We start from the raw sequence: 12,925 nt of genomic DNA, 5'->3' as shown, positions 1-12,925 counted from the left end.
CGCCGCAGTCCTGGATTCGCCACCAGTCGGGGCGCGGGTCTCGGGTCGAGGAAGTTCCGCAGCGCGTCGGAGTCGATCGGTGACGCCGGGCCGGGAATGACCGACTCGACCCGGTAGGAGACCGTCGCCCCGGAGATCGACCGCAGCGAGGGCGGGACGATGACGTATCCGCCGTCACCCCGGAAGTCCACGCCTGCGCGCGCGGCTTGCCAGGAGCGCTGCTCGAGGCCGGGTGCGGCCGGGTAGTAGGCGTGCATGCCACCGGTGGGCGTGCGCACCAGCATCTCCCACCCGGCCACGAGCCCGGCCTGCCGGGCGCGGCGGATCGCCTGGTAGCCATCGACTCGGCCGTGCTGGTCGACGTCGACGGCGACCATGCCCGATGGCTGACCCGTGGGGATGCCGATCGATGCCAGCGGCGTGTGCCGCCACCACATCTCGACCTGCTCAGGGTCCGCGCTCGCGTCGTGGAACCCGCGCGGCGTGAGAGGTCGCTTCTCGTACGGCACGCAGGGGAAGACTGGCACCCCCGACTGAGCGAGCTCCCGGGCCGTTGTCAACAGCGACCAAGACTCATCCAGCTGCACCAGGACTGCGGAGACCGTACCGTGCTCAGCCACCACGGCCTCCGCTCATTGGCCGCGAAAACTGTGCAGGAGACACGCCACGCCAAGATCCGGCTCCGGCAAGCGACCGTCGATATCGTGGTGCGAGGTCGATGATCGCGCTGGATCTGCGACTGTGGTGTTCTGTCCTCATTGGCATTCGTCCGGCCTCCTCTCCGAGGGGCCGGCGAGGTGTGCGGCCCCTTACCTTCGAGGTGCGTCGGGTCGGTCGGACAGTGCAGGAAGTTGATCCTCGTGTTGTTCGATCGCGACTGCCAGGCCAGACCTGACGACGGGGACAGTCCGGTATAGATCATCGAATCGGTCGTCACGAGATGCCTGTGGGAAGGGCGCTAATATCGCCCTCAGAGACGCTACGATCGGCCTCACGGTCGAATGTCATCGAGGAACTGCCGGTACCGGGTCAGACTGACACCGATCAAGCGGCGGAACACGCGAGCAGCGTGACTTCGATCGTTCCACCCGACTCTCCCGGCGATCTTCTGAACCGGCAAGTTGGTCCTACGGAGGAGTCGTGCCATCTCGAGCGCTCTGACCATCGATTGATATCCCAGGGGTGTTTGACCGTAGGCCTGGACGAAGATTCGATGGGCCTGTGAAGGCGATAGATGCACCTCCGCTGCTAGCTGCGCTATTGTCCACCGGCGGGTCATATCGGTTTCAAGAACACGTCGCATATGCAGCGCTTCGATTCGTACTGGTCGAAAGTGTCGTGAATACGGACTCAAGGTCGGCGAGTGTCCGTGCAAGTTGCAGGGTCGAGTTCCTTGCGCATCGAAGAATGGAGCCAGTGCATCAAGGATGGATGCGAAGCATGCTTGCACACGGAAGAAGTGTTCAGGTGTGGCGCCGTCAAGACTCAGCTCCACAAGCTGGTCGAGCCACGGGAGCACGAAGTCCAGTCGCGACGAACCGATGCGCACGATATGCGCGGAGTCAGGGAAACGGCAGGAGATGAATTCCCAAGCGTGATACCGGTCCATAAGAGCGTCAGCATGCTGCCAGAACGTCTGATCGACCAGGTAGTCCAGCTCGGCGTAGATGGTCGTCGTAGTGAGCGAACCTTCAGGATGGCTCCCGCACAGCGTGTTTGGCGCCAGAATGACGACATCCCCGGCCCGTACCGAACGCTCGCCAAATTCGCTGCAGAGGACGGCGGTACCGGCGCGAATGAAGATGAACCTCACGTAGTCAAAGGCGCGCGCCTCCGTCGGAAGAAGGGTCGTCTCCGTCCGGGCCACGACCGCAGAGAATCGACCCACTCGCCACCTCCTGCCGCGCTTACCAGTGGTAATTCCTTGACGGGTGGGAGTGAGCGGATCTGATCGATGAACTTGGCGCCCGTGAGAAATCAGATCCCCTCGCAGCAGCACGGCGATAGGGCAGCCTGTGAACGTATACCGTCCACTTCGTCGTTGCTATCGGTCTGTTGCCACACGGCGGTTACTACATGCGTGCCGACCACGGTCCACAGACCTTCCGCCCCAGAAGTGAGCCCATTCCTCGACGCGGACCTCGCGCCTGCCGGCCAGGCGTGGAGCGAACCGTCCGCGTTGACCCGTATCGAGATGTCACGGAACGAAATGCGGTGCCCGGTCGTCTGAAAGCAGCACTTGTAGGCGCTTTCCTTGGCGCTGAATAGGAGCAGACCCCAGGGGATCGACGACTCGTCTCGGTCCAGCTGTGTGAGCATGATGCGCTCGTCGGCGGTCGCGATGCGTTCAACCAGACTCTCGGGCACAGCAGAGATAGCCTCGATGTCGATCCCAGCCCCCGCAAAACGTGCAGCCTCGGCTACGAGGGCCACCGCCACATCAGCGCAGTGGGAGAGGCTGCCGACATAGTCCTGCGGCCACTCCGGCGCACGGTGTCGACCTACGGGCAACGACACCTGCGGACCGCCGAGCCTTGCCAGGGCCCTCCTTGCACACGCACGCGCGGTCGAGAACTCTGCTTGCCGTGACCGGGGCGAGCGACGGACTGCGGCCGCTTCGTCAGGGAACAGGGCCGCGCTCTGATCTGCGATGTTCGCCCCTTCGGTCACCAGACCTACCGGGCACTGTCGGTCGATCTGTTGGCCGATCGCCGCGCCAGAAAAGGGCATCGTCAGGCTCGGTGACAACCTCGCAACCACAGCGGAACTTGCCGGGACCTCGGGCCCGGAGATCCGATGCGGCCTGTTGGTGCTGGTGAGACGCTCGTCCACCACTTCCCTCCCTCCTCAGGCCCCGCGGTGGCACCCGGGGCCGCAAGTAACGATTACGTAACACAGCGACATCTAAGTTGACAGCTCCAATCTACAACGAGAACGTTGTAACCAACGTAACCGTTGGACATGTGTCGAGGCCCCCGTAGGACTCGGCAGGAAGGGAGGACGAAGAATGAGCTCGAAGTTGCAGACAGCACTCGCGACCCTCGGTGAGGAGCCGGCGATCGTCAGCGGCGCGCGGGTGACGACCTACGGGAGCCTGAACCGTGAGCGCCGGATCTGGACCGAGCGCCTGTCGGAAGCGGGCGTGCGGCCCGGCGACGTAGTCGCCCTGGAGGCTGACTACAGCGTTGCCAGTGTGGCGGCGCTCATCGCCCTGCTCGAGATCAAGGCGATCACGGTGCCGATCAGCTCTCTGCCGGAGGAGAAGCGAGAGGAGATCCTCGCTGTCAGTGCAGCACGGTTCCTCATCACGCTCACGGACTCCCGTCCCGTGGTCAGTCCACTCGAGGTTGCCGACGGGCAGCCGTCCGACCTGTATCGCACTCTCCGTTATCGCGGTGCTGCCGGACTCGTGCTGTTCAGTTCGGGCACGACGGGTAACAGCAAGGGCTCTGTTCTCGACTTCGACAAGCTCGTCAATGCGTACGAACACTCGAACAGCAAGCCCCACCGCACGATCACCTTCCTGGGCTTCGACCACATCGGCGGCGTCAACACGCTGTTCCACGCGTTGGCCCACGGCAGCACCATCGTCACGGTGCGCGACCGCACCCCGGACGAGGTGCTCGCCGTCGTGCAGGACGCACGAGTCGAAGTCCTGCCGACAACTCCGACGTTCCTCACGATGTGCCTCATAGGACGCAAGCTCGGGCAGTACGACCTGTCGAGTCTCAAGGTGATCACCTATGGCACCGAGCCGATGCCGGAACACACGCTGCGCAAGCTCAACGAGGCGCTGCCAGGAGTGCGCCTCAAGCAGACCTACGGTCTCTCGGAACTCGGCATCATGTCGACCAAATCGAAGTCGAACGACTCACTGTGGGTCAAGCTCGGCGGCGCCGGCTTCGAACACAAGATCGTTGACGGCACGCTGTGGGTCAAGTCCGATCGGGCGATGCTGGGCTACCTCAACGCCCCGTACTTCTTCGACGAGGACGGCTTCTTCAACACGCAGGACCAAGTCGAGGTCGACGGTGACTACGTGAAGATCCTCGGCAGGAAGTCCGAGATCATCAACGTCGGAGGACTCAAGGTCTATCCGAGCGAGGTCGAGTCCGCACTGCTGGAAGTTGAGGGAGTCGCGGACGTGCTCGTGTCCGGACACCCCAACGCCGTGACCGGTGAGATCGTTCGCGCACGCATCAAGCCAGCTCCGGGCACCAACTCCCAGCAGCTCAAGCACGATGTCCGACGACACTGCGCTGCAAAGCTCGAGGACTACAAGGTGCCGGCCATCGTCGACTTCTCCACTGACGACCTGCACTCCAAGCGATTCAAGAAGGCACGCGCATGAGCGCGACCTCACCGGCCCAGACCCACCGCCACGCCGTCATCACCGGTGCATCCGGCAAGCTCGGAGCCGCCTTGGCACAGCGGCTGCTCGACAGAGACTGGCACGTCGACCTCTGGAGTCGGAACACGTCAGCGCGCACCGACCAGCTCCTCGCCGAGTACCCCGAGCGGGCGCGATGGCATGAGGTCGACCTCACCGACCCAGGCACGATCAAGCAAGCGCTACGAGCACGCCCGCCGGGTACACGCCTCGAGCTTCTCGTGAACAACGCCGGACTGCTCCATCAGAACCTGTTCGTCACCGAGCCCGACGAGATCACGGCCACGACAGTGGACGTCAATCTCCTCGGCCTGCTGCATGCAACCAAGGCCTGCGCACGACTCATGCTCGGCAACGGCGGAGGCAACATCATCAACATCTCCTCGATCAACGCGATCCGCGGCAACCGCGGCGTCGCGACCTACTCAGCCGCGAAGGCGGGCATCGAGGGACTGACCGCGAGCCTCGCACGCGAACTCGGGCCGGAGCAGATCCGCGTGAACACCCTCATGCCAGGCTACTTCGCCAGTGATCTCTCGGCGAATGTCACCGACCGGAACCTCGACCGCATCACGCGGCGCACGCCCTTGGGGCGTCTCGGCACCGTCGACGACGTCCTGCCCGCCTTCGACTTCCTCACCAACCCATCGACCACGTTCGTAACCGCACAAACCATCGTTATCGACGGAGGACTGACATGCTGACCGTTTCCCGCGTCACCACCGACATTATGACCACCATCACCGACATCCTCGGCGACGGGCTCGACGACGACATCGAGATCACCGAGGACTCGGCACTGACCGATATCGGCTTGAACTCGCTCATGCTCGCTCGCGTCATCGTGAGCCTCGAGCAGGACTTCGAGCGCGATCCGTTCTCCGACGGCTCCCACGCCATCGTCGACATCCACACGGTCGGCGATCTGATCGCCGCCTACACGGAGGTGAAGCCCCATGACGACTGAGCTCCGAGCAGCAACCCCAACCCACCCCGGAGGTGTCATCGAACTCGCCTCGATCGACGACTACCTCGGCCCCGCCCGGCAGCGGTTCTTCGGCAGCGGACACCGCCGATCAACCTACCGGATCCACCCCCTGGATGCCGACACCGATGCCGATCTCGCCGCGGCCGTCGACGTCGCTTACCCGACGGACTGGTCCCGCAAGAAGGCCGACTCCGACCTGCGCCCTCACCTGTCGACCGTGGACGTCATGATCCTGGGGGTCCGCAGCGCCGAGGCTCTGCTGACCGGCCTGGTCGGCCTCACCCCCGACGAGGTCCAAGCGGCCATGATCAGGAAGCTGACAGTGCGTGCAGGCACTCGCCCCGAAGAATCTCTCAACGGGCTGCCACTGCGCGCGACCCTGAAGAAGAGCACGCCGGGGCCCGACGGCGAAGACGGTGAGGTCGACTCCACGATCATCGTGCAGGTGGGCGTCATGCAAACCCGAGTCGTCCTCCGACACCCTGCGCCTTCCGCGCCTGCCGCCGGCGTCATCGACTACACGCTCCTCGATGAAGATCCGACTCGGCACTGGGGATCCGGCTACCGGGGCGACGAGCAGAGTATCCGCGCCGTGACTGCCGACACCGAGTCGCTCGTCGCTCACGCGAGCATCGGACTCCACCACAGCGGCGCCTGTGGCACTCGAGCCTCCCATGCACCGGGACCAGCGACCTTCATCGACGCCTTCGTGTCCTTGCTGCAGCTCGGGCAGCTGCTGATGTACGAACTCGACCAGATCGACCGCGCCCACTCCGACACGCTCTGGATGCAACAGCTCATCCTTCGCCCGAATACCGCCTCCACGAGCCGCGAAACGACTGCGGCAGAGACCGGTGCGGAACTACGCATCGCCGACCATCAACTCCTCGATCTGTCAACGGGAACGTGGCGCAACCTCGACTTCCGCGGCGAGTCCGGCGGAATCACGATGTCTGCCACCTTCGCTCACCGCATCCGACACCTGGAAGGAAACACACGATGAGGATTTCCATCTCCGGCACGTACTCGACCGGAAAAACCTCCACAACCATGTGCCTGTCCCACTACACCGGCATTCCCCGGACACTGGCAAAGGCCATCCGCGAGATCATGCCCGACGCCGTACCTGGCAAACGGCTGTCCGAGGTCACCCCCGCCGAGTTCCTGCAGCTCATGATGCGCCGCCACTGCGGCCGCGCAGTCGCCGAGGCAACCCTCGGCGACCCCTATCTCTCGGACGGCTCCTCGCTCCAGGAATGGGCCTACGGACTCGCACGAACGCGGTTCGGAATGAACCCCACCGACCCCGACCGCCCCAACCAGGTCGACTGGCCCGACATGGGCTTCTTCCACGAAGTCGTCGACCAGTACGAACACGCCTTCAAGCAGCACGTCAAGGCCAGCTACGACATCATGATCCACCTCGAGAACGAACGCCCGATCTCCGATGACGGCCACCGACCGATGAACGAGGACTTCCGCAGCTACTGCGACGAGATCCTCTGGAATGCCGCCTCCGATCTTGACATCCCGCTTTACCGCGTTAGCGGTACCCTCGAATCGCGCGTGCAGACGATCGTGTCCCTACTCGACCTGCCGACGGTCATCGATCTCGACGAAGCAATCGCACGGATGCAGCAGGAGTACGCCGCGATCGACCAGCGCCTCGAGACCGAGCGGCAGCAGGCCGCCCAGCGCGTGGCCGGGTGAGCTGCATGCAGCTATTCGCCCTGGCCTATGCAGGCGGCACCGCTTCCACCGCCTATGCCAAGCTCCAGGCAGATCTACCACCGTTGGCCGAGGTCGTGCCCCTCGACCTGCCCGGCAGGGGACGCAACACCGCACGCCGACCCGGATCGGTCGATGACCTCATCGACCATCTCTGGGAGACGATCGCTGATCGTGCCCAGCCCGACTGGGGACTCCTGGGGCACAGCTACGGCGCTGGCCTTGCCTTCGAACTCGCCAAGCGGGCGGAGGAGAAGGGGCAGCCGCCCCAGGTGTGCTTCCTCTCCGGTCGCCGTGCCCCGTCCGGTCGCGCTCACCCGTCGCGACAGAGCCTGACCGACGAGGAGCTCTTGAAGCAGGTCGCTGAGTGGGGCGCTCTTCCGCGGGAGTTCCAGACGCATCCGGCCCTGCGGGAGATGGCTGCCGCCCGATTGCGCGAAGACGTCGCATTCAGCGACGAACTCCACGCAAGGAGCCCCGAGCCACTCGACCAGACCGTGCTCCACACGCTCGCCGGCAACGACGACCCCGTAGCTCCACCCGAGGCCGTCCACTCCTGGAGGCGCTTCACCCATGCGCCCTCAACGGCGCAGACCTTCGACGGCGAGCACTTTTTCCTCTTCACCAACCCCGATGTTCAGATCGCGATCGGCGACCGTCTTGGCCGTCTCGCTTCCACCCTCATCCCGAAAGGAACACCATGACCGACACCGACCTGCTCACGCGTCGCAAGGAACGCGCTGCCATCCTCTTCGAGGAGATCATCACCAACAACCGACTCGAACTCGCTGACGAGGTATTCGCCCCCAACTTCTACTGGCCCCAGTTCGATCTCCGCGGACCCGACGGCGTCCGCGAATGGGTCCGTGCCTTCCGGACCGCTTTCCCGGACATGGACGACCGCGTCCAGGAGCAGACCGCCGAAGGTGACGTGGTGGTCACCCGCGTGAGATGCGTCGGTACTCAGACCGGCCCCTTCCGTGGCCTGCCGCCCAGCGGCAACCGGGCCGACTTCACCGCCATCGGAATCGACCGGTTCGAAGGCGACCACATCGTCGAGCGCGCCGCCTACTTCGACCTGGCCGACCTCATGCGCCAGCTCGGCCACACCGACCTGCATGTTCCCGAGGTCGACCGCCCCTAGCACGACGAGAACCAACGACAGCGGAGGCAGCAGCCTGTACGGGCTGGTGCCTCCGCTGTCGCTCACGCCGTGTCGGCGCAGGCGAGGCGACGGGCCGCTGTGACAACGGCCGCGCGTCGCACGCGATGTTCCTCCTCTGAGGGCGGACCACACAGCATCCGGGCCACCTGAGGCACCGTGGACCACCAGCCCGCGATCGAGAGCACGAACAGAATCAGATGAGTGGCATCAATGTCTCGGGTGATCGTGCCCGCCTCTTGCCCCCCCACGACGGCAGCCGACTTGTAGCCGTAGTACTCCCTCCGCTGGGCCTCATCGGGCACTTCGCCATCGAATGCCAGAGCCTCCCAACGCAACAGGCGGATCAACTCGGGCCGTTCACGGTGGTAGTCATAGACCCGCCCGGCATAGTCCCCGACGTCCTCCCTGGCGAACGAGGCCACGGGCACCGACTGAGCGACCTGCGCCAACTCATCACGCAACACCGCAGCGAAGAGCTCCTTCTTGCCTCCGAAGTAGTTGTACACCCGCTCCTTGTTGACACCCGCCTTCTTCGCGATCTGCTCGATCGTCGTGCCATCCGGCCCGCGGTCGGCGAACTCCACCGTTGCCGCGTCCTTGATCTTGCGCTTGGTTCCTTCTGTGTCCCAGGCCACAGTCTGCATCACACTCCTAGATTGCATCTCCAACGTTGAGGTTGCACCCCACGTCCGAGCATACTAGGGTAAATTCCAACGATTGCGTTGGAAGGAGACGTGTATGCCCTCGAACCTCCCACATCCCGAAGCGACGGCCCCGGAGAGACCGCCCTCACGTGGCAGCGCCAGCCCGGACTTCCCAGCAGGCCGGGTCGCTGTCGTCATCCTGGTGGTGACGGCCCTGTTCGTCCTGACACAGCTCTACGCGGCAATCCCGCTCTTGAACCCAGTCGCTGCCGACCTGGGGGCTGATGCGACCTTCGCGCTGTCGACGAGCTTCAGCCTCACCTACGCCGTGGGCTTCCTCATCTGGGGACCGATCTCGGACCGGTACGGTCGAAAGCGAGTCATGGCCGTCGCCATCGGGGTGCTCGCGGTTGCCACGCTTCTGTGCGCGACGGCTTCCTCCGTGCCGGCGATGGCGGCACTGCGTGCCCTCCAGGGGCTCTCGGCAGCCGGGTTCGCCCCCGTTGCGCTGGCCTATCTGACCGAGGCTGTCGCTCCCAGCAGACGCGCTGGAGCGATCGGAGCGATGTCGACCGCGTTCCTGGTCGCGGGCATCTTCGGCCAGGTCGTAGCCTCCACTGTGGCGCTGAAAGCGGGCTGGTCGTGGTTCTTCGTGCTCTGCGGTGTCGTCCTCGCAATCACCTTCGTGCTGATCCTCACGCTCGTGACCGAGGCGCCCAAGCACGCCCCCTCGATTTCGCTCTTCAAACAGTTCGGCAACCTTGCGCGACTACTGGTCACGCCAGCGATCGTGCTGCTCAGCATCGCTCACGTGACGCTTCTGCTGTCCTTTGTCGCCCTCTACACCGGCATCGGACAACACCTGGAAAGCCTCGATGTGCCTGCCTCTGACATCATCCTCATCCGATTGGCCGCCCTGCCGGCGATGTTCGTCAGCCTCGGCGTCGGGGCCCTCGCGAAGCGATTCGGCATCGTTCGGGTCGCCCAGACCGGCTTCACGCTCGCCGCTGTGGGCATGCTTGGAGAAGTCGTCCTCTCCGGTACCCTGCCCGGCCTGATCGCCGCGAGTATCGTCTATGTCGCGGGCGTCGCCCTGGCTGTGCCGTCCATGATCAACCTCTACGGAGAGACAGCCGCCCCGAGTCGGGGCAGCGGGATGGCCATCAATGGATTCATCCTCTTCATCGGAGCCAGCATCGGCCCGATCGTAGGTGGCGCGATCACCAACCTCAGCACTCTGGCGATCGTTTTGGTCGCGCTTCTGGTTATTGCCGCAGTGTCCATCCGCTGCGTCTCCATGCTCAACCGAAAGGCAACCCGGTCATGACTGATGTCCTACTCCTGGGAGCTACCGGCCGCACCGGCGGTTTCCTACTGAACCATCGCCCCGCGGGTATACGTCTGTACGCAGGAGTTCGACCCGGAGACAGCACGCAACCACTCCCGGTACCTGCGCACGCCGACGATTCGCGGGCAATTGACCTCGATGACCCCACCCGTATGCGAGAAGCACTCACAGGTATCGACATCGTCGTCAATGCCATCCGACTACGGGAGCAAATCCCAGCGAGAGCACTCATCGATCTCCATGACCGAATCGTCGACGCTCAAGACGAGTCCAAGCTCCCGTTGATTGTCCACGTTGGCGGAGCCGGGGCACTCCACACGGGCAACGGCCGACGCTTCTGGCAGGACCCCGCCTTTCCCACCGTGACGCTCCCGCGCGGAATCGCCCATGCCGCTCTCCGAGACCACCTCGAATCCGAAACGACGCCACACCGATGGGCCTACCTCATCCCGCCACCCAGCTACCAACCCGGGGGGCAGTTCACCGGCACCTACCGGAGACGGCAGCCCGCCGTCGACGAACGTACGTTTCTACAGTCCAGCATCAGCTACGAGGACTTCGCCCTCGCCCTTGCCGACGCGATCCGCGACCGCTGGACCGGAACACATCTGATCTCAGCCTGACCGCACCAGCTGCTGACGCATCTCCGAGCAACGATGGTCGCCGTCAAGTAGCAGCGCCCGTTGCTGGTCGGCGCGAAGTACGAATCCAGTCGCGTCTGTGCAGTCGGCAGGCTCTTGCGCAATACGTGACGCGACACGCAAGGTGGCACATCCCAACATGCCTGGCCGTTCAGGGAGACCCCTCGACCCCAGCTTCACCCCAGCACTTCGACAAGCCGCGGCCGAGATCCTCGCCGAAGGCAACAAGCTCACGGTGCACGCCCTCTCGGAGCGTACAGGGGTAGGCAAACCGGCGATCTATCGCCGGTTTCCGAACACCGCTGCACTCGCCCTCGCCGTCGTTGCCGATCGTCTCACCGGAGGACAAGGACCAGACACAGGCAGTCTTCGTGGTGACCTCACCGCAACCCTCCGGCAACTACGCGACAGTCTCGCCGACCCCGCGATATCCGCCGGCCTGACCCTTGTCGTCGCAGAACGGCGTCTGCCTGGAGTCGACTTCGGTCGAACACTCATCGACCCCTGGTCGGACTCCATCGCGCTGATGCTACGGCGCGCAGTCGAACGTGGCGAGATACCTCCGGGAGTCGATACCGAGGCCGTGTTCCTTCTCCTGCTCGGGCCCCTTCTGCTACACGTGATGCTGCCCCCGAGCGTCCCGCGCTCGACGATGACTATCTCGAGTGGTTCGCCCAAGCCGTACTGGACGGCCTGGGGCATCTCCCCGAACTCGCGCATCCCCGGTGTACCAGCCAGCGCATCCTCGATGCCGCAGGAGCCGAGTACGCTGCTCACGGTTTCCACGCGACCACCTTGGACCAGATCAGCGAGCGAGCAGAGGTCGATCCCCACGAGATGCACGCCCGATTTGGCGACAAGAAACAGCTCGCTCGCCTGCTCCTGGACTATGAGCGCACAGCATGGTCGGCATGGGAGAAGACGATCCGCGGCCGATCACTGACTGGCGTCTCCGCCGTCCGCAAACTCCTCCTACTTGCCGCCAACCACTACGCCACCGATCAACGCCTCCAAGGCGCAGCCAGGCTCGCCGTCGAATCTCATTACATCGACCCACGCCGTCAGCATCCCTACAAGCGCCAACTCCAGGTATTGCACCGAACGGTAGGCCGGAACCCATCAGGCCTACCCGACGGGACAACCGCAGACGGATTCATCGCCACTGTCCTCGCCACCTTCGCCGGCCTGACCACTGCGGTGAACGGCCAATGGACCGACCTCCCCGAACGGATCAGACAGTTCTTGGATCTACTCAAGACCGCCACTTAGGTGAAGCACCTCACCGGCTCTTTCCGCGCGTATCCGATGCCAACCCCCCCCCTTCACTTGGAGCGATCTTGCGGGCCTGCTCCGTCCCGTCCCCGTCTCTGGCGAAGGAGGTCTCGCACGGAGAACCCTGGTCGTACCTGGGGCGGTCGAGGTCGATGAGGACTGGCGGTCACCGCGCTGGTAGATCCCAAGATTGCCACGCATGTCGCGGACCCGACGCCTCGCACGCGCCGGTTCACATCGGTTTGCGTCGGTGCCCACGTGCTCGCAGCGACGGGACGGCTCGACGGCAAGCTGGCGACCACGCACTGGTCGACGGCCCAGCAGCTCGACGACGAGCATCCCAAGATCATCGTCGACGCCGACCCGATCCTCATCCGTGACGGGGACGTGTGGACCGGTGCCGGTTTCAGCTCTTGTCTGGATCCCGCCCTGGCGCTGGTCGCTGATGACTTCGGTGAAGCACTCGCACAGAAGGTTGTCCGCCAGCTGGTCGTCTGCCTCAAGCGCCTCAGCGGGCAGAGCCAGTTCAGCGTGCCCTTGGGATCCGCATCGACCACACGGCAAGTGGACGAACTGCGCCACTACATCCGGGAGCATCTGGCCGAGCCGCCCACCGTCGCCGAGCTCACCGAACAGCTCCACGTCAGGACTGGCAACTCACCCGAATCTTCAAGACCGAGCTGGGCATGACCCCAGCCGCCTACCTCGAATCAGCCCGCCTGGAAGTCGCGCGGTACCGGCTGGAAACC

Annotated in this window: 15 protein-coding genes and 1 pseudogene; 12 read left to right on the top strand and 4 right to left on the bottom strand. The window is 64.4% G+C overall.

Features of this window, described 5'->3' with window-relative positions; genetic code table 11:
• From HMPREF0183_RS09760 to HMPREF0183_RS12285, 3 genes are all read right to left on the bottom strand, one after another.
• Positions 1 to 620: bifunctional DNA primase/polymerase (locus HMPREF0183_RS09760; protein WP_156798236.1), on the bottom strand; the 620-nt coding region annotated here is incomplete at its 3' end.
• A 371-nt stretch (positions 621 to 991) separates the two neighbouring features.
• A complete protein-coding gene (locus HMPREF0183_RS09755; RefSeq protein WP_040348916.1) occupies positions 992 to 1,888 on the bottom strand; it encodes a helix-turn-helix transcriptional regulator in 897 nt (298 codons plus the stop codon).
• Positions 1,889 to 1,977: 89 nt separating this feature from the next.
• On the bottom strand, positions 1,978 to 2,832 hold the full coding sequence (locus HMPREF0183_RS12285; protein WP_169309674.1) for a 4'-phosphopantetheinyl transferase family protein: 855 nt from the start codon (positions 2,830 to 2,832) through the stop codon (positions 1,978 to 1,980).
• 175 nt (positions 2,833 to 3,007) lie between these two features.
• Between HMPREF0183_RS12285 and HMPREF0183_RS09745 the strand changes: the two genes are divergently transcribed.
• The 7 genes from HMPREF0183_RS09745 to HMPREF0183_RS09715 are packed head-to-tail and all read left to right on the top strand — an operon-like array spanning position 3,008 to position 8,250.
• On the top strand, positions 3,008 to 4,351 hold the full coding sequence (locus HMPREF0183_RS09745) for a class I adenylate-forming enzyme family protein (protein ID WP_005885572.1): 1,344 nt from the start codon (positions 3,008 to 3,010) through the stop codon (positions 4,349 to 4,351).
• Positions 4,348 to 5,094 carry an SDR family NAD(P)-dependent oxidoreductase gene (locus tag HMPREF0183_RS09740; RefSeq protein ID WP_005885570.1) on the top strand — a complete coding sequence of 249 codons (747 nt, stop codon included), beginning with the start codon at positions 4,348 to 4,350 and terminating at the stop codon, positions 5,092 to 5,094. Before HMPREF0183_RS09745 ends, HMPREF0183_RS09740 begins: the two co-directional genes overlap by 4 nt.
• On the top strand, positions 5,088 to 5,357 hold the full coding sequence (locus tag HMPREF0183_RS09735) for a phosphopantetheine-binding protein (RefSeq protein ID WP_005885568.1): 270 nt from the start codon (positions 5,088 to 5,090) through the stop codon (positions 5,355 to 5,357). Before HMPREF0183_RS09740 ends, HMPREF0183_RS09735 begins: the two co-directional genes overlap by 7 nt.
• Entirely contained in the window at positions 5,347 to 6,381 is a 1,035-nt protein-coding gene (locus HMPREF0183_RS09730) for an AvrD family protein (RefSeq protein WP_005885567.1), read from the top strand. The genes HMPREF0183_RS09735 and HMPREF0183_RS09730 overlap by 11 nt, the downstream gene beginning before the upstream one ends.
• The gene (locus HMPREF0183_RS09725) at positions 6,378 to 7,088 is read left to right on the top strand and encodes an AAA family ATPase (RefSeq protein ID WP_005885565.1); all 711 of its coding nucleotides are present in this window, start codon (positions 6,378 to 6,380) and stop codon (positions 7,086 to 7,088) included. The genes HMPREF0183_RS09730 and HMPREF0183_RS09725 overlap by 4 nt, the downstream gene beginning before the upstream one ends.
• 5 nt (positions 7,089 to 7,093) lie before the next feature.
• Positions 7,094 to 7,810 (top strand): thioesterase II family protein, encoded by a 717-nt coding sequence (locus tag HMPREF0183_RS09720; protein ID WP_005885563.1) that lies wholly within the window; start codon positions 7,094 to 7,096, stop codon positions 7,808 to 7,810.
• Positions 7,807 to 8,250: an ester cyclase gene (locus tag HMPREF0183_RS09715; protein WP_005885561.1), complete on the top strand. Its 444-nt coding sequence runs from the start codon at positions 7,807 to 7,809 to the stop codon at positions 8,248 to 8,250. The genes HMPREF0183_RS09720 and HMPREF0183_RS09715 overlap by 4 nt, the downstream gene beginning before the upstream one ends.
• A 62-nt stretch (positions 8,251 to 8,312) precedes the next feature.
• Here HMPREF0183_RS09715 and HMPREF0183_RS09710 read toward each other — a convergent pair whose 3' ends face one another.
• Positions 8,313 to 8,915 carry a TetR/AcrR family transcriptional regulator gene (locus HMPREF0183_RS09710; RefSeq protein WP_005885560.1) on the bottom strand — a complete coding sequence of 201 codons (603 nt, stop codon included), beginning with the start codon at positions 8,913 to 8,915 and terminating at the stop codon, positions 8,313 to 8,315.
• 94 nt (positions 8,916 to 9,009) lie between these two features.
• Between HMPREF0183_RS09710 and HMPREF0183_RS09705 the strand changes: the two genes are divergently transcribed.
• The 5 genes and pseudogenes from HMPREF0183_RS09705 (at position 9,010) to HMPREF0183_RS12635 (ending at position 12,866) form a co-directional block, all read left to right on the top strand.
• Positions 9,010 to 10,242 (top strand): MFS transporter, encoded by a 1,233-nt coding sequence (locus tag HMPREF0183_RS09705; protein ID WP_005885558.1) that lies wholly within the window; start codon positions 9,010 to 9,012, stop codon positions 10,240 to 10,242.
• A complete protein-coding gene (locus tag HMPREF0183_RS09700) occupies positions 10,239 to 10,886 on the top strand; it encodes an NAD(P)-dependent oxidoreductase (RefSeq protein WP_005885556.1) in 648 nt (215 codons plus the stop codon). The genes HMPREF0183_RS09705 and HMPREF0183_RS09700 overlap by 4 nt, the downstream gene beginning before the upstream one ends.
• Before the next feature lie 157 nt (positions 10,887 to 11,043).
• Positions 11,044 to 11,526 (top strand): annotated as a pseudogene (locus tag HMPREF0183_RS13540) (TetR/AcrR family transcriptional regulator); the annotation flags it as partial.
• Complete coding sequence (locus HMPREF0183_RS13535) at positions 11,409 to 12,173, top strand: TetR family transcriptional regulator (protein WP_425358131.1); 765 nt, start codon at positions 11,409 to 11,411, stop codon at positions 12,171 to 12,173. The pseudogene HMPREF0183_RS13540 and the gene HMPREF0183_RS13535, both read left to right, overlap by 118 nt.
• Positions 12,174 to 12,335: 162 nt before the next feature.
• Entirely contained in the window at positions 12,336 to 12,866 is a 531-nt protein-coding gene (locus HMPREF0183_RS12635; RefSeq protein ID WP_211205344.1) for a DJ-1/PfpI family protein, read from the top strand.
• Positions 12,867 to 12,925: the final 59 nt, after the last annotated feature.

Source organism: Brevibacterium mcbrellneri ATCC 49030, from assembly GCF_000178455.1.
GTDB lineage: Bacteria > Actinomycetota > Actinomycetes > Actinomycetales > Brevibacteriaceae > Brevibacterium > Brevibacterium mcbrellneri.
The sequence above is the reverse complement of the archived record's forward strand: the minus strand, read 5'-3'. Positions and strand labels throughout refer to the sequence as shown.